We start from the raw sequence: 20,300 nt of genomic DNA, 5'->3' as shown, positions 1-20,300 counted from the left end.
AAACGTCCACTGATCCGTTCGCCAATGTGGAGGATCCCCTTGGGGCCGCATGACCCAGGGGGTCGTGTCTGACTTCCTGTCTCCGCAATGATCAGCGAGGGAAGCGTGCTGTCAGCTGCTCCTGCCACGAATCCAGCGCCTGATTCACTGTCATGCGATCAGTGGCGGTCTCTGCCTTGGCGGCCTCCGTGTAGAGGCCGACCAGCTTGCGCGTGAGGTCCGGAGCGACGTCCTGCCCCTTCGTGCGTTTGCGCAGCTCCGCGACCAGCTTGTCCAACCGCTGCGCCAATCGCTGCTCAGACACGTTGGTCCGGGGCAGCGTGGGGAGCGGTGGCAGCACGAGCGGCCGGGCCTTGGGCCTCGCCAGGGCGACGCGCTCGCGAATTGCGCGTTGTGTGGGTGCGTCTTCCACTTCGGAGACAACCGCAGACGTGGACTTTGCCTCAACCACGATGGGCCCTTCCAAAGCCGCTATGGGGGCCGCTAAAGGCTTCGCTGTGGATGTGCGGTTTTGCTTGAGTGCTATCTCGAATCGCGTTCCGGCCTGGCGTGAGACGGAGTCCGGGTCTTCGGATTCTATTTTCGCGGGTTGGAGCCTCAGCGCGGTCGCTCCCAGGCAAAACACCAGAAGGACCGGCGCAACCCACCATTCTGGTGCGGCCGCCAACTCCCAACCTCCCTTGAGAGCCTTCAGCGCTTCAGAGGTGAAGGTCGTCTCAGAGGTCGGCGTATCCTCTGTGTCTGGGGCGCTGGTTGGGATTGAGGGTGCGTGAGGTGCCGTGCTCAGCGGGATGCGCCTGAGTTGTTCCCGCACCGCCTCAGCGGAGGAAAGCCGCGAAGCGGGATTCTTCTCCAAGAGATTGAGAACCAACGCGTCAAGGGTCGAGGGGATTCCAGAGACCCGTGAGGAGGGCACCGGTGGGGTCCGCTCCATATGCGCGAACATCACCTGGACCGGATCACCTCGGAATGGACGTGAGCCGGTCAGCATCTGGAACAACAGGACACCCATCGCATAGAGGTCCGAGGTTGGACCGATTCGGGCACCACGAATCTGCTCCGGCGCCATGAACTCAGGTGTGCCGAGGACGGTGCCCTCGGAGGTCATGGGGTTCTCACGGGACTCCATCAACTTGGCGATTCCGAAGTCGACCAGCTTGACTGCGGGTGGGGTCGTCGGACCCGTAACGATGAAGATATTCGCGGGCTTCAGGTCCCGATGAATGACGCCTGCCCGATGCGCAGCACCCAACGCGGACAGGGCCTGGTCCATGACCCAGACCACGCTTGCCAACTCCATCGGGCGATTCGACCGGAGAAAGTCAGAGAGCGGTCGCCCCTGAAGCAGCTCCATGGTGACGTAGGGGCGTTCGTCCGGGAGGCTTCCGAACCCGAAGATGTCGACGATGCCTGGGTGCTTGATGGAGTTGACGGCACGCGCTTCCGTCAGCAGGCGGTGCACCAAGTGCTCTGAGTCCAGCTCCGACCGAAGCACCTTGATGGCCACCTGTTTCCCAATCAGGGGGTGTACCGCCCGGTACACCACACCCATGCCGCCCTCACCAATGCACTCCTCGATGGTGAACTCACCCAGCCGGGTGCCTAGGAGTGAGTCCATGGGGGCGTTCGGCCGGGCTTTACGCCCGGACTTCCCCTTGTCGTCTCTGGTGGGGAGCGAAATTTTCATGAGAGAGCCAGTGTTTGCAGACTGCCCTGGCTCATTGTCAGGTTCAAATCTCTACGCGTTAGGGGTACTCGCGACGCGGACCCAACCCATGGAGTGACCCACGGGGTCTTGTCTGACTTCCTGTCCCCTCGATGATCAGCGAGGGAAGCGCGCCGTCAATCGCTCCTGCCACGCATCCAGTGCCTGGTTCACCTCCATGCGCTCCGTGGCGGTCGTGGCGTTCGCTGCGGACTTGTAGATGTCCACCACCTGCTTCGTGAGGTCCGGCGCGACGTCCTGGCCCTTCGTGCGTTTGCGCAGCTCCGCGACCAGCCTGTCCAACCGCTGGGCCAATCGCTGCTCAGACACGTTGGTCCGGGGCAGGGTGGGCAGCTTGGGCAGGACCAGCGGCGGAATCTTGGGCATCTCCGGGACGACGACCACGGGCGGAGCGTCATGCAAGGCGATGCGCTGCGTCAGCTCCTTCTCGATGCCATCCAGCGCCACGTGGATCCGCGCGCGCTCGGAGTCCTTCGTTGCGTCCGCGGCGGCCCGGTATTGGTGGAGCAGCTTGCCGCGCAGCTCGCCTTCCGCGTCCACGTCCTTCGCCCGCTCCCGCTGTTGCTTGAACAAGCCGAACAGCCGCCGCGCCAGCTTCTTCTCCGACGCCGTCGTGAGCGGCAGCGAAGGCAGTCCTGTCTTCGCCTCTGTCTCCGGCGCCTCTTCTTCCATCACCTCCGGCTCGGGCTCGGGCTCGGCTTGCACGACCGGAGCGGGAGGCGCGGGTGGCACCACCGGAACCGGCGCCTTCACCACGGGCACTTCCGGCATGGGCAGACGCTGCTCCACCTTGGGAGGCGCCTCCGCGGGCCGCGTCGTCCACCACAGCCCCGTGCCCAGCAGCGCCACCCCCGCGACCGCCGCCACCGCGAGCGGTACCACCTTCCGGCGATCCGCGAGCATCACCGCGAGCCCCGGCGGCCGGGGGGCCGTCGGAGCCGTGGGCTCCTCCCGCTTTGGCTCTACGGACACGGACGGTCCCAGAGCGCCCGGAGGCCGCTCCAGGGACAGCGACTTCAACCTCTGCCGCACCTCCTCCGCGGAGGCAGGCCGCTTCGCCGGATCCTTCTCCAGCAACTGGAGCACCAGCGCGTCGAGCTCCGGCGGAAGGCCCTCCACCTTCGACGAGGGCGGCTGCGGCGCCTGTTCGATGTGCGCGAACAGCACCTGCACGTTGTCGCCCTGGAAGGGGCGCACGCCGGTGAGCATCTGGAACGCCATCACGCCCAGCGCGTACAGGTCCGTGGCAGGGCCCACCGTGCCGCCGCGGATCTGCTCGGGCGCCATGAAGTCCGGCGTCCCCAACACGGAGCCGTCCGCGTTCGTCAGTCCCTCTTGCGACTGCAACACCTTGGCGATGCCGAAGTCGACCAGCTTGAGCATGGGCGCCGTATCCGGCCGCTCCGCCATGAACACGTTCGCCGGCTTCAGGTCCCGGTGCACCACCCCCGCCCGGTGCGCTGCCCCCAGCGGCGAGAGGATTTGATCCAACATCCAGACCGCTGTCCCCACGTCCAGCCGGCCTCGCGCGCGCAGCACGGCCGCGAGTGATTGGCCCTGGAGCAGCTCCATCACCACGTACGGTCGCCCGTCCGGCAATGACCCGAAGTTGAAGATGTCCAGGATGCCCGGGTGACGGATGGCGTTGACCGACCGCGCCTCCACCAGCAACCGCTGCGCCTGCTCCGGCGACATCAACTCCGCGCGCAACACCTTGATGGCGGCCTGCTTGCCAATGATGGGGTGCTCCGCCCGGTACACCACCCCCATCCCACCCGCGCCAATGCGCTCCTGGATGATGAACTCACCCAGCTGCGCCCCCAGCAGCGGATCCACCTTCGGCGCCGTGGATGCCATTGCCACCGGCACCTCACGCTCCGTCAGCGACCGGTGTGCCCCCGTCTCCGGAATTCTTCGCGTCTTCATGGAAAGCCCGTTTACGAGGACAGTACCGTGAGCCAGGGGACGCCGTCGCGTGCCCTGAAGGCTTGCCGGTTGTTCGCTCGTCCGCCAGTCGACGCGGGACTTCCCGTACTTCCAGTGGGGCGGTCGTTTTCCTCTCGTCCGCTCCCGACGATGCCCTCCCCGATGATCAGCGAGGGAAGCGCGTCGTCAATCGCTCCTGCCATGCATCCAGGGCCTGATGCACGGTCATGCGCTCGGTGGCGGTCGTGGCGCTCGCCGCGGACTTGTAGATGTCCATCAGCTGCTTCGTGAGCTCCGGCGCGACGTCCTGGTTCTGCGTGCGCTTGCGCAGCTCCGCCACCAGCTTGTCCATGCGCTGGGCCAGCTTCTGCTCGGAGGCATTGCCCTGGGGCAGGGTAGGGAGCTTGGGGATCACGAGCGCCGGGACCCGGGGCGGCTCCGGGGCGGCGGGCGCGACGGCGACAGGCGCGGGAGGGGCGTCATGCAGCGCGATGCGCTGGTTCAGCTCCTTCTCGATGTCATCCAGCGCGACATGGATGCGCGCACGCTCGGAGTCCGTCTTCGCGTCCGCGGCGGCCCGGTACTGCTGGAGCAGCTTGCCGCGCAGCGCTCCCTCCGCATCCACGTCCTTCGCCCGCGCCAGCAGCAGCTTGAACAGACCTGCCTGCCGCTGCTCCATCTTCTTCTCGGAGGGAGTCTCCGCCGGCAACGGTGGCAACTTCGTGGACTTCGCCAGGGTCGCGGTCGCGGTCTCCGTCTCCGTGGGCGCTTCTTCCGGGATGATTTCGGGCTGCGCCTCGACAGGGGCCTGCGTCGCCGTGACCGGCGGCGGCTCCACTGGAGGAACAGGCCTCGCGTCCACCAGCACCTGCTCGGAGGGGCGCGGCGGCGCAATCACTTGCGCTGGCTCCGCCGACGACCCCCACCAGTAACCCACTCCCAGCAGTGCAACCCCTGCGACAGCCGCCACCGCGAGGGACACTCCGTTCCGGCGCCCCTTCGGCTCGATGGCCGTGGGCACTGCCGCTACAGCCGGTGGAGGCTCCGCGCTCACGGAAGGCACAGGCGGCCGCGCCAGTGCCCGGAGCTTCAGCCGCACGGCGGTCGCGGTCGCGGGCCGCTTCGCCGGCTCCTTCGCCATCAATTGCGCCACCAGGTCATCGAGCTCCGGCGGGATCCCCTCCACCCGTGACGACACCCGGGGAGGAACCTGCTCGACGTGCGCGAACATCACCTGCACGTTGTCACCCTGGAACGGCCGGGTGCCCGTGAGCATGTGGAACGCCATCACGCCCAGCGCGTACAGGTCCGCGGCCGGGCCCACCTCGCCTCCGCGGACCTGCTCCGGGGCCATGAAGTCCGGCGTGCCCAGCGTGGAGCCATCCGCCCGCGCCAGCGCGTCGTGCTCCTGCATCACCTTGGCGATGCCGAAGTCCACCAGCTTGATCAGCGGCGCCGCGTCCGGCTGCTCCATCAGGAACACGTTCGCGGGCTTCAGGTCGCGGTGCACCACGCCCGCCCGGTGCGCGGCGGCCAGTGCGGCCAGGACCTGCTCCAACACCCAGGCCGTGGTCCCCACGTCCATCCGGCCCTGCTCGCGCATCCGGTCCGCGAGCGACTGGCCCTGGAGCAGCTCCATCACCACGTACGGCCGGCAGTCCGGCAGCGTCCCGAAGTTGAAGATGTCCAGCACGCCCGGATGCCGGATGGCGTTCACCGCCCGCGCCTCCACCAGCAGCCGCTGCTCTTGCTCCGGGGACACCAGCTCCGCGCGCATCACCTTGATGGCCGCGTGCTTGCCAATCAGCGGGTGCTCCGCCCGGTAGACGACCCCCATCCCGCCCGCGCCCACGCGCTCGTGGATGACGAACTCGCCAATCTTCGACCCGACCAGCGGATCCACCGATGGCGTCGCTGGGATCTCCTCGTCCGTCACCACCTCCGGTGACCCCGCTTCTGGCAATCGTCGGCGTTCATGGGGGAGCCCGTCTGCCCTCAATGGTACCGGGCCATGGCCATGACGTCGCGCGTCCAAGCGAGCCCGCTGCCCGCTCGCCCGCCGACCTATCCTCGCTGATCAGAGAATCCAGTTCTCTAGAGCGAAAAATGCTGATCCACGGAGGGGGGCCGGCCTCAAGGAAACGGGGGTGACCCGTTGTAGAGTCAGGTCCGTCCTTTCCTGGACGTTCCCGGGTCGCTTCCGGATCCCTGCTCCCCAGGGTCCGCACCCGGAGGGGGAACATGGCACCGGCATACGACGCCCTGGTCATCGGCACCGGGTTTGGCGGAGCGGTGGCGGCCTGCCGGCTCGCGCAGGCGGGTTTGTCCGTGCGCGTGCTCGAACGCGGCCTGCGCTACCCGAAGGGCAGCTTCCCGCGCGACTTCGAGGACCCTCGCAACGGCTGGTTGTGGCAGCACCGCCAGGGGCTCTTCGACATCAAGCTCCTCAAGGGGATGAGCGTCGTGCAGGCCGCGGGGTACGGCGGCGGCTCGCTCATCTACGCCAACGTGCACCTGCGCCCGCCGCCAGACGTGTTCGCGTCCGGGTGGCCGGAGGGCTACAGCCGGGAGTCGTTGGATCCGTACTACGACCTGGTCGCGCACATGCTGGACGTGCAGCCCATCACTGCCTCCGCGCGCGGGCTGCCGCCCAAGACGAAGCGGATGCAGGAGGTGGCGAAGAAGCTAGGCCGCGAGGCGCAGTTCTTCTACCCGAACCTCGCCGTGCGCTTCGCCCCCGCGGGCGAGCCCATGCCCAACAAGTTCGGCGTGCTCCAGGAGGGCTGCAGCTACTGCGGCGAGTGCGACATCGGCTGCAACCGCCGCGCGAAGAACACCCTGGACCTCAACTACCTGGCGGTCGCCGAGCAGCGGGGCGCGGAGGTCACCACCCAGGCGGAAGTGACCCGCATCGAGCCCCTGTCGCCGGGCTACCGCGTCACCTTCACCGACCACGCGAGCGCCGGCATGCAGCGCACCGTGGACGCCCGCCGCGTCTTCCTGTGCGCGGGCGCGGTGAACTCCACGGAGCTGCTGCTGCGCAACCGCGACGTGCACGGCACGCTGCCGGACCTGAGCGCGCGGCTGGGGTCGCGCTACTCGGCCAACGGGGACTTCCTCGCCTTCGCCTTCGACACGAAGGAGCCGTGGGACCCGGCGGTGGGTCCCACCATCACCACCACCATGGTGGTGGATGAAGGGCAGGGCAAGGACAAGACCTGGTTCCTCTTCCAGGAGGGCGGGCACCCGGTGCAGGCGGCGGGGCTGATGATGGCCATGGACCCGGACCGCGCCATGTCGCTCCCGGCGGACCTGCTCCAGCGCGAACTGGTGAAGGTGCTGCGCACGCGCTCCAAGGAGATGGCCGCCATCGAGAACGAGAGCGGCCGCTTCCAGGCCGTGTTCCTGGCCATGGGCCGGGACAAGTCCAACGGCCGGCTGACGCTGTCGCCCCTCACCCGCGAGCTCCAGGTGCAGTGGGACGTGCCCGCGAACCTGCCGCTGTACCGCACGCAGGAGCAGCTCTGCGAGGACGTGGCCCGGGCGCTGGGCACGCGCGCCGCCTACAACCCGCTCTGGGAGCGGCTGCACCTGCCGGTGTCCGTGCACAACCTGGGCGGCTGCGCGATGGCGGAGGAGCCCGCGTACGGCGTCCTCACGCCCGACGGCGAGGTGCACGGCTATCCCGGCCTGTACGTCATGGACGGCGCGGCGCTGCCGGTGGGCGTCGGCGTCAACCCGTCCTCCAGCATCGCCGCGGTGGCCGAGCGCAACGTGGAGCAGGTCATCCGCCAGGTGAAGGACGCGCCGAACTGGGTGGCGCCGGAGCGCGTGCCCGTGAAGTCCGCGCCCGCGTACCCGCCTCGCGTCAGCATGCGGATGATGCCGGAGGTGGAGACGGTGGCCTCGCCGGTGGTGCCGGGAACGGATCCGCTGGGCGAGGTGGTGATTCCGCCCGGCGGCACGGTGGCGTCCCCCACGCCGGTGGTGGGCCTGCGCTTCACGGAGCGGATGAAGGGCTTCCTCCAGCCGAACCCCCCGTCGCCGGAGGACTTCGCCGGCGCGGCGCGGGCGGGGCAGCGCGCGGGGCAGACGGCGGAGTTCGTCGTCACCATCACGCTGCCCAACCTGGACCGCTTCCTCGCGCAGGAGTCACACGGCGGCATCGTGCAGGGCACGCTGCATGTGCGCGGCTTCACGCCGCCCGGGGGGGCGCCGGTGGAGAACGGCGTCTTCAACCTCTTCGTGGGCACGGAGCGCTTCTACGAGCGGCGCATGCTGTACCTCTTGCCCTTCACCGGCGTGGACGGCCAGCCGTACCTCCTGGATGGCTACAAGGAGGTCAACGACGACGCGGGCTTCGACGTGTGGAGCGACACGTCCACGCTCTACACCGTGCTGCGCAAGGGGCATGAGCGCACGGGCCCCATCGTCGCCACCGGCATCATCCGACTGCACCTGCCGGACTTCCTCCAGCAGCTCACCACGTTCTCCGTGCTGGGCACGTCCTCGCCGCTGAAGCAGGCGGACGCGATGCGGCGCTTTGGCGGCATGTTCATGGGCACGCTCTGGGACGTCTTCGCCCGCGCGAAGTTCGACTGAGGGGGAACGCATCGTGGGCATGGCGAAGAAGTACGACGTGGTGGTGGTGGGCTCCGGCTTCGGCGGTTCCATCACCGCGCTCCGGCTGGCGCAGGCGGGCAAGTCCGTGGCGGTGCTGGAGCGGGGCCGCCGCTACAACCCGGGCCAGTTCCCCCGGGACGTCACGCGCGCGGATGAGCTGCTCTGGCGCCATCCCATCCGCCCGGAGGCGCGCGGGCTCTACGACGTGCGCTTCCTGTCCGGCATCGGCACGGTGACGGCGAGCGGCGTGGGCGGCGGGTCGCTCGTCTACGCCAACGTCCACGTGCGGCCGGACCCCATCGTCTTCGACCATCCGCGCTGGCCCCGGGGCTTCAGCCGCGAGGCGCTGGACCCCTACTACGACAAGGTGGCGCACGAACTGGACGTGAAGCCGTTCCCCGCGTCCGAGCCGCTGAGGAAGCGCGACCTGTTCCAGCAGGCCGCGAAGCGCATGGGCCGTCAGACCTTCGACCCGGACGAGGCCGTGTCCTGGACGGAGCCGTCCGCTCCGGGCCGCAAGGCGTGTCAGCGCTGCGCGGAGTGCGAGTTCGGCTGCCAGTACGGCGCGAAGAACACCCTGGACCTCACCTACCTGGCGCGAGCGGAGAAGCTGGGCGCCACCGTATGGCCGGGCCTGTCCGTGTCCCACGTGCAGCGCGTGGCGGGCGGCTACCGGGTGCACTTCAAGGACCTGGCCACCGGGGAGAAGACGTCCGTGGAGGGCAGCCGCGTGGTCCTGTCCGCCGGGGCGCTGGGCACGGTGGAAATCCTGCTGCGCAGCCGCGACCGGGCCCGCACGCTGCCGCTGGTGAGCGATTGGCTGGGCAGGGGCTACTCCGGCAACGGCGACTTCCTGGGCTCGCTGCACGGCAGCCGCGAGGAGATATTGCCGTGGGAGGGGCCGGACGTGGCTACGGTGATGCGCTTCTTCGACGCCGCGCCGCGCTTCACCATGGTGACGGCCACGTTCAACCGACCGGCGACGGCGGTGCTCGCGGGGATGGGGCAGCCGCAGTTGGGCCTGCTGGGCGGAGTGGGAGGCCCGCTGTGGCCGAAGCTGTGGCCGCTCATGCACGGCGCGTTCGCCAAGGGGCTGTTCAGCAAGCCGCTGGGCACCGGCGTGGATCCGGCGCGCACGAGCAACCTGTTCGCCATCGGCCAGGACAATGCCAATGGACACATGGTGCTCAAGGGCGACCGGCTGGACATCGAGTGGGACTACGCGAACGAGAACGTGGCGCTGGTGAATCGCATGACGTCCGCGATGCAGGAGCTGGCGTCGCAGTACGGCGGGACGTTCGCGCCGCTCGTCACCTGGGAGCTGTTCCGCCGGCCGTTCACGGTGCACTCGCTGGGCGGGGCGCACCTGGCGGAGTCGCCGGCCCGAGGCGTCGTGTCGACGGAGGGCGAAGTGTTCAACTACCCCGGACTGTACGTGGCGGATGGCTCCGTCATCCCCACGTCCATCGGTTTCCATCCGGTGATGACCATCAGCGCGGTGGCCGAGCGCATCGCGGAGGCGGTGGCCCATGGCTTTTGATTACCGAAGCAGCGCGGCGATGTCCCGGACGCGGTCCCAGGATGTGACGCTCCAGGGACTGCCCATGGCGGAGCGGTACGACTTCCTCGCGGGCGACGGCGTGCCCCTGAAGCTCACTCGCTTCGTGGGTGGCACGAAGGGGCCGGTGCTGCTGGTGCACGGCGCGGGCGTGTGGAGCGGCATGTTCATGCTGCCCACGCTGAAGGAGAACTTCGTCCAGTACCTGGTGCGCCACGGCTACGACACGTGGCTGTTGGACTGGCGCGCCAGCGTGCAACTGCCCCTGCGCCAGTTCACGCTGGACGACGCGGCGGACCACGACATGCCGGCGGCGGTGCGGCGCATCCGCGAGATCACCGGCGCGGAGTCGGTGCAGGCGGTGGTGCACTGCGCGGGGTCCGCGGCGTTCTTCATGTCCATGGCCGCGGGCCACCTGCCGGACGTGCGCACCGTGGTGGCGTCGCAGGTGGCGCTGCACCACCACACGCCGGCCTCCACGCGCTTCAAGGCGCTCCTGCGGGTGCCGGAGCTGCTGGACGCGGGGCTGGACTCGCTGACGCCGGATGACGCGTCCCGCACGCCGTTGTTCCAGGCGGCCTTCACGAAGGTGTCCGGGTTCCTGCGGATGGAGTGTGACAGCCCGGTGTGCCACCGGCTGTCGTTCATGTACGGCCGGCTGTACCGGCACGCGCGCCTCAACCCGGAGACGCACGCGCGGCTGGAGGAGCAGTTCGGCAAGTGCAACCTGCTGACGTTCCGCCACCTGGGACAGATGGCGCGCGGCGGCCACGCGGTGAAGTTCGACTACGGCCGCGCGGAGAACCTGCGGCGCTACGGGCAGGCCCGGCCGCCGGACTACCTGGACCCGGAGCCCTTCCAGCGGCCCATCACGTTCGTCTCCAGCGAGCAGAACCGCACGTACCTGCCTTCGTCCACGGAGCGCACCTTCCAGTGGCTGCGCGAGGCGAACGGCGCGCGCTGGTACCAGCGCCGCATGCTGCCGGGCTACGGCCACCTGGACACGTTCATGGGCAGCACCGCCGCGGACGACACGTACCCCGTGCTGCGCGAGGCGCTGGAGTTCCAGCCCCGCTGACCGGCAGCCGCCGTCCAGGGGAGCAGGAGGCGGGGCGACCGGTCGCCGACGATGGCGGCCCCTTCACCGGTGCTTACCGTTGGGCCGACGTTGGAAGTCTCTTCCCTCGCTCGGTTGACGTGGAGGCCCGGATGAAAGCGGTCGTGCTCAAAGGCTATGGGGACGTGGATGTGCTCGCGGTGCAGGAGATGCCCGAGCCGAAGGTGGGGCCGGGCGAGGTGAAGGTCCGCGTCACCGCCGCGAGCATCAACCCGGTGGACTGGAAGATCCGCCGCGGGGACATGAAGGGGCGGATGGACCTGAAGTTCCCGGTGGCCATCCTCGGGCGTGACGTGGCCGGTGAGGTCGTGGAGGTCGGCACAGGCGTGGAGGCCTTCGAGCCGGGCGACCGCGTGATGGGCCTGGTGACCGCGGGCTACGCGGAGACGGTGGTCGCGCCCACGGAGGCCTGGGCGAAGGTGCCCGAAAACCTGGACCTGAAGGACGCCGCCGCGCTGCCGCTGGTGACGTTGACGGGCACGCAGCTCATCGAGGAGCACGTGCGCCCCTCGCAGGGGGACACGGTGCTCATCACGGGCGCGCTGGGCGCGGTGGGGCGCTCGGCGGTCTTCGCGGCGCGGGCGCGGGGCGCGCGCATCTGGGCGGGTGTGCGGAAGAAGCAGGTGGAGGAGGCCCGGAAGCTGGGCGTGGATGGCGTCGTCGCGCTGGATGATCCGAAGGACGTCGCGAAGCTGCCCACGCTGGACGCGGTGGCGGACACGGTGGGCGGCGAGGCCGTGGCCGTGGTGCTCGGCAAGGTGAAGCACGGCGGGACCGTGGGCACCGTGGTGGGCGAGCCGAAGGGCGCGAAGGAGAAGGGGCTCGTCGTGCGCAGCTTCATGGCCCATCCAGATGCGCGCCGGCTGGAGCAGATTGCTCAGAGCGCGGCGAAGGGGGACCTGGTGATTCCCGTCAGCCGGACGTTCAAGCTGGACGACGCGCGCGAGGCCCAGAAGGTCGCGGAGCAGGGCGGCGTGGGCAAGGTGCTGCTCGTCAACTGACGTGCGCGTTTCAGAACGGGGCGGCGCGGGTGAAGGACACGCGCTGCCCCGTCGCCGGATGCACGAACGACAGCGTTTCGGCGTGCAGGTGCAGGCGCAGGCCCGCGTGTCCGTACAGCGGATCTCCCACGATGGGCGCGCCCAGGCCCTGGGGATGGGCCGCGTGGACGCGGAGTTGGTGCGTGCGGCCGGTGCGCGGATGGAAGGCCACGCGCGTGTGGCTCGCCGCGCGATGGAGGACCTCCCAGTCGGTCACCGCGGGCTTGCCGTGGAGGGGGTCGACAATCTGCCGGGGACGGTCGTCCAGATCCACGCGCAGGGGCAGGGTGATGGTGCCCGCGTCGCCGTGCACGGGCCCGTCGATGAGCGCGACGTAGCGCTTGGCCACGTCGCGGTGGAGGAACTGGCGTTGAAGGGACGCGTGCGTGCGGCTGTCCAGCGCGGCCACGAGCAACCCGGACGTGTCCAGGTCCAACCGGTGCGCGAGCAGCGGTCCGGTGGCGTTGGGATATCGCGCGCGCAGGCGGGTGAGCACCGAGTCCAACAGTGAGGCATCCCGGCCCGGCACGGACAGCAGGCCGCAGGGTTTGTCGATGACGACGAGCCACGCGTCCTCGAAGAGGATGGAGAGGTCCGGCGTGGGCGCGGGCGGCGGGACGAAGACGCGGGGCGCGGAGACCTCCAGGCCTTCCAGCATGAATGGGAGCAGGGGACCGCACTTGTCGCGGCACGCTGGATAGAAGGCGCCCTGGATGCGGCCACCGGACGCGGGCGGCGTGCCCCACCAGAACTCCGCGAGCGCCACCGGCTGGAGTCCGTGCGCGAAGGCATGGGCGAGCAGCTTCACGCCCGCGCAGTCACCGGCGCCGGAAGGGGGCTCCGCGCCGCCGTAGAGCGAGCGCAGGGGGCGGGTCTCTCCCCGGGCATTGGTGATGGCGTAGGTGTCGTGGAACTGCTTCATGAAGCCGCGCGAGACGATGCGCCGCAGGCGGTCCAGCGCGCGCACGCGGCGCTCCGCCTTCGCACGGGCAGGGGCGAGCAGGCGCCGGGCTTCTTCCTGGGCCGCGTCCCACCGGCGCTTCTCTGCTTTGTCGCCCCGGCTCTCCTGATCGAGCGCGTGAAGCGCCTGGGCACGCTCGGTCTCTGTGAGCGCGGCAGGTGATGCCTCGGGGCGAATGGCCTCCGCGAGCGCGGCTGGGACCGAGGCTTGTGGCGACTGTGGCTCTTCGCCCAGAGGAACCGTGCGTGAGGGCATGGCCAGGATTGCTGCACGGCGTTCGTGACGCTGGCGGCGCCGGGCGTCGTGACGCAGGCGCATGGCTTCGCGCTCCGTGGCCTCACGGGACTGGCGGGCGTCATCGTCCTCGCGCAGGCGGCGCAGTTCCTCGGAGGTGCTCCACGCCTCCGCGCGAGCCAGGAGGGCCTTCACCGTGGCGTCGGCCACGGGCTCCACGCGGGCGCGTGCCTCGCGGTCGAAGACGGGGGGCACGAAGCCCGGAACATCCCAGCGTCCCGCGAGCATCGCGGAGAAGGCTCGCAGCACGCCGAGCGTTCCGTCCGGCTGCCGCACCACGAGCACGCCGAACATCTTCCCGCCGTCCGGCCCTTGGAGGACATCGCTGGCCAGCCCGGGCGCGATGAAGCCCTCGCGAAGCGTGGCTTGCAGTGCCTCCGCGGCCCGGCGCGCGAGGGCGTGCGGGCCCACGGCGTCGAAGGGGCTCGGGAACGCCCCCGGCACTTCGTCCGCGTGGGGCGCCGGTTCGAGTGCGGTGACAAGCAAGTCCACGGCGCCGGAGTAGCACGAAACCGCACGCCGTCCCCACCGGTCCTGAGGGCCTGGCGGGCAGGCTGGCTGCCATTGCAAGCCCATGTCAGGATCCCGGGTGCGACTCATGGCCATGCACCCTCCATCCGCGATGCCTCGCCTCCTCCGGGCAGCCGTGCTCTTGGCGGTCCTCTGCACGACCCCGGCGTCCGCCGAGGAGCCACCGTCCTCCACGCCCCCCAGCAAGGTCGCCCAGGACGCATGTCCACCGGCGCTCCGCGTCGTGGTGGAACCCCAGGAGTTGAAGAAGCAGGTGCGCGCCGCGAAGACGACCGCCGGGTTGCGGAAGCTCCTCCACCCGCTGGAATTGGACTCCGCGTGGGAGCGAATGGAGTGCCTGAAGGAGGAGGGCCCCGCGTCCGCGCAGCTCGACATCTTCCGGGCACGCATCCTGTCGGCGGACGCGCAGGACTTCGTCCTCCAGGCGCGCGGGCAACTGTGCGATGGGCTGAAGCTGCTGGATGGAGTGGTCCTTCATCCGCTCAGCGGCAAGAACACCTTCTGCGCCATCCCGATGGAGTTCCTGCCGGGCGTGGTGGAGAGCCAGGCCTTCCGCGTCGTGTTCTCCTTCGAGAACCTCACCGACCCGGTACGGCAGGTCTTCCGGGTCGAGAAGACCGACGCGGACTCGCGCAACGAATACCAGACGCTGTCGTACTGGGAGGCGCAAGAGGGCTCGCTGCGCTCCATCTTCACCATCGAGTCGGGAACCCACATGGGCTTCGTCCATGGCTCGACCGAGGTGAAGGTCACCCCGGTGGGCGACGCGTTCCCTCGCATCCTCCAGATCAAGGAGTCCAGCCGGGACTGCGGAACGTTCATCGACATGCCCTCGGGCGAGAGCGTCTATGACTCCAGCTGCACGGATGTCGAGAACGAGGTGCGCATGTGCTACCGCAAGTCACCCGGTGCCCCGGGGGGCTACGACGGGTGTTAGGCGACTGAGGATGCGGGCCTACGGAGAGGCTGGCCGGCTGGCGCGGTAGAGGGCGACAGCGCGGTCCATGCATCTCTGTACGTCGTCCAACTCCATGTAGCCCGCGTCGTAGGGCCCGCCCGGCCAGGTCTCCTCGTGGTGCCATGCCTCACCGCTCAGCAAGGCCGCGTCACTGATGTCGAGCGGATCGCCGCCCGGCTCCGTGATGTCCAGTTCCCATGTGTCCCAGCGCGCACGGAAATAGAACGGACGGCCATCCACCTCGCCGTCGCCCTGCATCGGGCAGGAGCCGCCGAAGTCACCACTCCATCCGTTCCCTTCGAGCTTCACGGTACGATCTCCTGAATGCGCCGCGGTTCATCACGAATGAGCCATTTGAATATGACAATGGATATGTCGGAAAAGGCGGCCGAGACTCTGGATGAGTATTCACGATGCTGTTCACTTGATTGAGGCGCGGGGGGACTACAGGGATTTTTGATTCTAGACTCCGGCCTCCATGGCCACTGCCCGCCCCGTTGCAGTTGGTGTTCTGCTGTTGGTCGCGCTCCTCCTGCCCGCGTGGGCCGCGGAGGCCCGCACCTCCATCCTGAAGGCAGGGGAGGGCTGGCAGCTGAAGGTGGACGGCCAGCCTTATGTGGCCAAGGGCGTCACCTTCAGTGGCACGGGTGGGCCCGCGAACTTCGACAAGGATTGCGAGCAGCTCAAGTCCCTGGGCGTCAACACGCTGCGCACCTGGGGCACCGGGGATGAAACGGCCGCGCTGCTCGATGCCGCGCAGAAGCATGGGCTGCGCGTGCTCGTGGGGCTTTGGCTGCGGCCGGGCCGTCCGGGCATGGAGAATGACGACGCCTTTGACTACGTGCGCGACGCCAGGGGCCGTGAGGCGCAGCTCCAGGCCACGGTCGCGCAGGTGCTCCGCTTCAAGGACCACCCTGCCGTGCTTGCTTGGGGCGTGGGCAACGAGGTCATCCTCAATTCACCGGATGAGCCGTCGAAGGTCGCCTACGCGCGCTTCTTGGAGAAGGTCGTCCGCGCGGTGAAGAAGGCGGACCCCGCGCACCCGGTGCTGTCCGTGGATGCCTGGACGCTGGGCATCCCGTTCTGGGAGAAGTACGTGCCCTCGCTGGATGCGTATGGCTTGAACGTCTATGGCCGGGGCATCCATGCGCTGGCGGACGCGGTGAAGCAGGCCGGTGGCCGCAAGCCGTGGTTCATCACGGAGTTTGGCGCGCAGGGGGAATGGGAAGCCCCCAAGGACGCTCGCGGCGTGCCGCAGGAGCCGGGTGACGGGGAGAAGTACGACGTCATCGTGGACGGCTGGCGCAACGCGCTGGCTCCGCACGTCCAGGCGGGCCGGTGTCTGGGATTGTTCGTCTTCAACTACAGCGCGGCGCTGGACCACGGAGGACTCTGGCTGGGAATGCTGTCCGGCACGTCCACGCGGCCGGCGTGGCACGCGGTGCGGGAGGCGTACACGGGCGTGAAGCCGTCGCCCGCGCTGCCCGTGCTGGTGCGCCTGGAGGTCCGGGGCTTGGAGGAAGGCTGGGCGAACGTGGCCTTCGATGTCACGTCCACCACGCCGGTGGAGGTCTCCTTCGCCTACAACTTCCGGGGCGCGGCGACCCGAGCTGAGCGCGACCGCGTGACGATGCTGGAGTCCCGGAAGGGGACCACTCCCGGTACGTGGCGGGTGCGCCTGCCAGTCGTGACGGGCGCCATCAAGCTGTATGGCCTGGCGAAGGATGGCGCGGGGAACCTGGTCGCGGCCACGACATCCGTGGTGGCTCCCGCGGCTCCCTGAGGCACTGCGCTACAGTGCGCCGCCATGTCCTGGCGTTTGCTGTTCCTCTTCCTGCTGTGCCTTTCAACGGGTTGTGGCCACTACGGTCTTCCCCCATCCACGGCGAGTCACGGTCATCTGTCGCTGGCCATGGATGCCTACCTGGACGACCCTCGCTCCTACGAGCGCCGCGTCGCCCAGGGCACGAACTTCGGGTTCGTCACCACCGACGCGCTCGCTTCCTTGAAGTCCCCTTTCGTGGAGCTGGAGCCCGACCAGGCGCCCCGTGTCTTCGAAGAGGTCGTCCAGGTCCTGAAAGGCAATCCCTCCGACGCGGAGCTTCGCCGCGCCTTCGGGGAGCTGCGAGCCGCATGCGACGCCGACTACGAGAAGGCGTGCGTGTTCTTGAAGGAGCAGGCGCAGCCTTCGGTCCTCCTCAAGGCAGCGGAGGTGCGCCCCATGAAGCGGGAGCCGCGGTTCACCCACGCCCAGTACGCGCTGGTCATCCTCGGCTGCCGGCTGGATGTGGATGGCCGCGTGCGCGACTGTCAGGTCATCGAGAGTGGGCCGGAGCATGAAGCGGAGCACCTCATCGCGCAGCTCTCAGAGGACCGGTACACGCCGTGGAGGCTGGCGGGGCATCCGATGAGCCGTCCGTTCACCGTCAGCTTTCAGCCCGTTTACGGCAGCAATCGAAGCGCGGACCTGTCCACGGAGTTGAAGCTGGAGTGGGCCCGGAAGCGGGTGGGGTGGTCCCCCACGAGCACCTCTGCCTGGACCAACCTGGCCGCGCAGCTCGCCATCCATGAGCCGGATCATCCGCATTACTCTCGCGCGCTGGCCCGGGCCTACGCGCTGGCGCCCGAATACTGGTGGACTGCCACGGAGATGGCCTGGCAGCGCGTCCAGGCGGGCCAGTACGCCGACGCACTGAAGGCCCTGCGCCCCGTCCTCCGCCGCTCCTCAATTGTGCTGGGCGACCACCCCAACCCGTACGTGCTGGAGACCGCCGCCGCCGCGCACTTCGGGCTGAAGCAGTGCACCGAGGCGCTGGCGGAACAGCACAAGGCCGTGGAGCTGCTGCCCGCGAAATGGCCCGTGCCTGAGAAGGATCGTTTCCAGGCGAGGCTCCGGGACTACCAAGCCGCCTGCGCCACGTCCCCGGTGACTCCCTGAAGCACCGCGCTCAGGGCTTGAGCGGCCCGTCCTCCGGGAACTGCCGCTTCCATCTGGGCGCGAGGTTGGCATTGGCCTTCAGCGCGGCATCCCGGTCCGCGCGGACCTGGGCGGAGCCCGGGTCCTTCGTGCGCAGGAGCGCCGCGCGCAGCAGCAGGGCTTCCGGCCAGTTCGGACGCTCCTTGAGCAACGCGTCCACCAGCGCGAGCCCCTTTGCCAGCCAGGGCTCAGCGCTCTGTCCGGCGGACTTCCGCTCCACCGCCCGGTACCGGTTCAACTCACCCAGGACCAGACGGATCTCCTGACTCCGAGGTGCGTTCTCCAGGGCCTTGGTGAGGGTCGCTTCCGCGGCGTCGAAGTGCCTCTGCGCCTCATGTGGATCCGTCCGTGCGGTCCACCGGGCCATCACGAGAGAGTAGTCGCCCGAGATTCGCAGGTATTGGGAGCGCCTGGACAAGGCAAGACGGTCGAGCATGTCGATGGTCTTCGCCGAGCGCTCGTAGGCGGGCCGCGGATCCTGCCCCTGCTCCAGCAGGGAGCGCGCCTGGATTTGATGCACCCGCATGAGGCCCATGACGGCCTCCGCGTTCGAGGGCCCCTCGGGCATGGCCTGGAGATAGAAGGCTTCAGCCCTGTCCACGTCGGGGGAAGGATCCTCCCCTCGCCACCCGGCGTACTCCGCCCTGAGCGCATGGATGTCCGCCTGCGCCCGCTTCCCCGGGCCATGCCCGGAGTCCAGCGTCGTGGCTTCCGCCTGCGCCGCCTCCGCTGCATCGAGCAATTCGGTGGGATCGCCTCCGCGTGCCCAGCGCTCCTTCGCCTGCTCCAGGAGGACCTGCCCCACACCATGATGCAGTGACGAATCGCGCGGATGCGCGGTGAGGCCATCGCGAAGGCGGGCCTCGGCGGTCTTCCATGCGCTACCCGCGTCCTCGCCCCGGGCCCGGTGGCGCAGCGCCTTCGCCATCTGGACGTGGGCTCCCAGCAGCCATACCCCGGGCGCCTTCGTGTGGAGGGCCTTGGCCTGCGCCCAGGCCTGCTCCGCCTGGTCCAGGTCCGCGGCTCCGTCCCCTGTCATCGGGTCCATGCCCCGCTCCACGAGGAGCTCCCCGAACCGGACCCAGTACGCGGGGACGCGGGGTTCGAGCGCGAGGAGGGTCCGCCAGACGTCGAGCGCCTGGTCCCGGTGCGCGCCATACCGGTCTCCGACCCGGGGGCCACCCCATTCGTTTTCGACCGCTACCCAGTGCTCCAGGAGCCGGACGTGCAGGAGGTGGAATGCGAGGTCCCGCTCGGATGGAGGAATGGCCTTCAACAGCTCCAGTTCCTTGTGCACATACGAGCCGTAGCGTTCCTGTCTTGCCCTCTCCGCTCTGGCCACCTGGGTCCGGATTCGTTCCACCTGAACGCAGCGGTTCGTGGGATCCCGGGCCAGAATCACGTCGGCGATTTCGCTCGCGTGCTGGGCCAGATAGCCGCCGAAGGCCTCCTGGCGCCGGGGATGCTCCACCAGGGCATTGAGCAGTCGCAGCCGCTCACAGGCAGGGCCGGAGGCGGCGGGATTGATCCGGGACGCCGCGTCCAGTGCGCTGAATGCACGGCCCGCGGGACCCTGGCCCTCGGGGCCGGCAAAGGACATGACGCCGGGGACCCGCTCCTCGCGGTCGTAAGAGGGCATGGTACCGGTCGGGTCGGTACGGATGAGGGCGATGACGGCGGATTCGAACCGGACCTGCGCCAGGTGGGCCTGCATCTGGCTCTCCGCCGTGCTCCTGGCGGCATCAAGGGACTTGCGGCCGTGCTCCAGTCGCGCCCGGGCCGCGTCCTTCTGGCCCTCCTCCCACAGCTGGGCGGCGCGGAGCAGCAGCACGTCCGCGCGCAGCAGTGGCGCCTCGACGAACCAGGGATGCGAGGCGGCCAGGGGCTCCAACAGGGCCGCCGCCGCGTCCAGCCGGCCCTCATGAAAGGCGACGAGCGCCGCGCTGTAGGCCGCCGACGGGGCCTCCTTCTCCCAGGCCTGTCGAAGCAGGGCGAGCACCGGCTCGCGGTACTGACGTTCCATGTCCTGTTCGCGCACCCTCCGCGCATCCAGGTCCAGCTCGGTCAACGCCATGATGCGCTGCTCGCGGTAGCGCTGGCTGAGCGCCCGGGCCCGGGCCCACACCACGGAGGGCTCGCGGAAGCCCGCGCTCCACGCGGTCTCCAGGTGCTCGATGGCCGCGTCCAGGTCGCCCAGGGCCAGCGCCCCACGCCCGAGCGCGGCGTGTCCGGGCCCCTGGGCCCCGGCGCCTCCGAGGGCCATCTCCTTGGACAGCGTCATCATCCAGCCGCGCAGCTCCGCCTGCTCCGCGCGCGCGTCGTGCACCCGGGCCAGGTCCACCGCGCGGGCCCGCGCCTCGATGCGCTCGGCCTCGAAGGTGAAGTGCGACGCCCAGGCGGTGTCTTGCTGGGAGAGGTGGGTCGACGCGCAGGCCGAGGCCGCGACGAGCAGCAGGACCTGTAAGGCCAGCACCGCGCTCCGGGACCCTCCATGCGGCGCGGCGTTCAAGGCGTCTTTCAAGCAGACCTCTCCAGGTGCGTTCCGGAAGGAATTCCATTGCAGGATACGAAGCTTCGCGATGACACGGG

General features: G+C 69.3%; 13 protein-coding genes. 7 read left to right on the top strand and 6 right to left on the bottom strand.

What is annotated here, in order from left to right:
* Positions 1 to 91: 91 nt before the first annotated feature.
* The 3 genes from ACX114_RS28970 to ACX114_RS28960 all read right to left on the bottom strand — a co-directional run bounded on the left by ACX114_RS28970 (position 92) and on the right by ACX114_RS28960 (position 5,615).
* Positions 92 to 1,687, bottom strand: a complete 1,596-nt coding sequence (locus tag ACX114_RS28970) for a serine/threonine-protein kinase (protein WP_459289805.1) — start codon at positions 1,685 to 1,687, stop codon at positions 92 to 94.
* A 135-nt stretch (positions 1,688 to 1,822) separates the two neighbouring features.
* Positions 1,823 to 3,652 (bottom strand): serine/threonine-protein kinase, encoded by a 1,830-nt coding sequence (locus ACX114_RS28965; protein WP_459289803.1) that lies wholly within the window; start codon positions 3,650 to 3,652, stop codon positions 1,823 to 1,825.
* 166 nt (positions 3,653 to 3,818) lie between these two features.
* Positions 3,819 to 5,615: a serine/threonine-protein kinase gene (locus ACX114_RS28960; RefSeq protein ID WP_459289801.1), complete on the bottom strand. Its 1,797-nt coding sequence runs from the start codon at positions 5,613 to 5,615 to the stop codon at positions 3,819 to 3,821.
* A 278-nt stretch (positions 5,616 to 5,893) separates the two neighbouring features.
* On the opposite strand from ACX114_RS28960, the gene ACX114_RS28955 reads away from it, so the two are divergent.
* The 4 genes from ACX114_RS28955 to ACX114_RS28940 all read left to right on the top strand — a co-directional run bounded on the left by ACX114_RS28955 (position 5,894) and on the right by ACX114_RS28940 (position 11,951).
* Positions 5,894 to 8,254, top strand: coding sequence for a GMC family oxidoreductase N-terminal domain-containing protein (locus tag ACX114_RS28955; protein ID WP_459289799.1), 2,361 nt, complete (start codon positions 5,894 to 5,896; stop codon positions 8,252 to 8,254).
* 19 nt (positions 8,255 to 8,273) lie between these two features.
* Positions 8,274 to 9,815, top strand: coding sequence for an FAD-dependent oxidoreductase (locus tag ACX114_RS28950; protein ID WP_459289797.1), 1,542 nt, complete (start codon positions 8,274 to 8,276; stop codon positions 9,813 to 9,815).
* The gene (locus ACX114_RS28945) at positions 9,805 to 10,911 is read left to right on the top strand and encodes an alpha/beta fold hydrolase (RefSeq protein WP_459289795.1); all 1,107 of its coding nucleotides are present in this window, start codon (positions 9,805 to 9,807) and stop codon (positions 10,909 to 10,911) included. The genes ACX114_RS28950 and ACX114_RS28945 overlap by 11 nt, the downstream gene beginning before the upstream one ends.
* A 131-nt stretch (positions 10,912 to 11,042) precedes the next feature.
* A complete protein-coding gene (locus ACX114_RS28940; RefSeq protein WP_459289793.1) occupies positions 11,043 to 11,951 on the top strand; it encodes an NADP-dependent oxidoreductase in 909 nt (302 codons plus the stop codon).
* A gap of 10 nt (positions 11,952 to 11,961) precedes the next feature.
* On the opposite strand, the gene ACX114_RS28935 is transcribed toward ACX114_RS28940, so the two are convergent.
* On the bottom strand, positions 11,962 to 13,737 hold the full coding sequence (locus tag ACX114_RS28935) for an RluA family pseudouridine synthase (RefSeq protein ID WP_459289792.1): 1,776 nt from the start codon (positions 13,735 to 13,737) through the stop codon (positions 11,962 to 11,964).
* A 130-nt stretch (positions 13,738 to 13,867) separates the two neighbouring features.
* Between ACX114_RS28935 and ACX114_RS28930 the strand changes: the two genes are divergently transcribed.
* On the top strand, positions 13,868 to 14,713 hold the full coding sequence (locus ACX114_RS28930) for a hypothetical protein (protein WP_459289791.1): 846 nt from the start codon (positions 13,868 to 13,870) through the stop codon (positions 14,711 to 14,713).
* Between the two features lie 18 nt (positions 14,714 to 14,731).
* Here ACX114_RS28930 and ACX114_RS28925 read toward each other — a convergent pair whose 3' ends face one another.
* Entirely contained in the window at positions 14,732 to 15,043 is a 312-nt protein-coding gene (locus ACX114_RS28925) for a hypothetical protein (RefSeq protein ID WP_459289790.1), read from the bottom strand.
* A 208-nt stretch (positions 15,044 to 15,251) separates the two neighbouring features.
* Between ACX114_RS28925 and ACX114_RS28920 the strand changes: the two genes are divergently transcribed.
* Both ACX114_RS28920 and ACX114_RS28915 read left to right on the top strand, forming a co-directional pair.
* Positions 15,252 to 16,517 (top strand): glycoside hydrolase family 2 TIM barrel-domain containing protein, encoded by a 1,266-nt coding sequence (locus ACX114_RS28920; protein WP_459289788.1) that lies wholly within the window; start codon positions 15,252 to 15,254, stop codon positions 16,515 to 16,517.
* A 24-nt stretch (positions 16,518 to 16,541) separates the two neighbouring features.
* Positions 16,542 to 17,672, top strand: a complete 1,131-nt coding sequence (locus tag ACX114_RS28915; protein ID WP_459289786.1) for a hypothetical protein — start codon at positions 16,542 to 16,544, stop codon at positions 17,670 to 17,672.
* A gap of 10 nt (positions 17,673 to 17,682) precedes the next feature.
* Here the strand turns inward: ACX114_RS28915 and ACX114_RS28910 are convergent, their stop codons facing one another.
* On the bottom strand, positions 17,683 to 20,232 hold the full coding sequence (locus ACX114_RS28910; RefSeq protein WP_459289784.1) for a hypothetical protein: 2,550 nt from the start codon (positions 20,230 to 20,232) through the stop codon (positions 17,683 to 17,685).
* Positions 20,233 to 20,300: the final 68 nt, after the last annotated feature.

The organism is Corallococcus sp. M7 (assembly GCF_054512695.1).
Note: the sequence above shows the minus strand (reverse complement) of the source record. Positions and strands in the feature narration are given on the sequence as shown.

Coding starts and splice junctions, on each gene's coding strand:
- ACX114_RS28970 (WP_459289805.1), bottom strand. CDS start 1,687: ATGAAAATTTCGCTCCCCACCAGAGACGACAAGGGGAAGTCCGGGCGT.
- ACX114_RS28965 (WP_459289803.1), bottom strand. CDS start 3,652: ATGAAGACGCGAAGAATTCCGGAGACGGGGGCACACCGGTCGCTGACG.
- ACX114_RS28955 (WP_459289799.1), top strand. CDS start 5,894: ATGGCACCGGCATACGACGCCCTGGTCATCGGCACCGGGTTTGGCGGA.
- ACX114_RS28950 (WP_459289797.1), top strand. CDS start 8,274: ATGGCGAAGAAGTACGACGTGGTGGTGGTGGGCTCCGGCTTCGGCGGT.
- ACX114_RS28945 (WP_459289795.1), top strand. CDS start 9,805: ATGGCTTTTGATTACCGAAGCAGCGCGGCGATGTCCCGGACGCGGTCC.
- ACX114_RS28940 (WP_459289793.1), top strand. CDS start 11,043: ATGAAAGCGGTCGTGCTCAAAGGCTATGGGGACGTGGATGTGCTCGCG.
- ACX114_RS28930 (WP_459289791.1), top strand. CDS start 13,868: ATGCCTCGCCTCCTCCGGGCAGCCGTGCTCTTGGCGGTCCTCTGCACG.
- ACX114_RS28915 (WP_459289786.1), top strand. CDS start 16,542: ATGTCCTGGCGTTTGCTGTTCCTCTTCCTGCTGTGCCTTTCAACGGGT.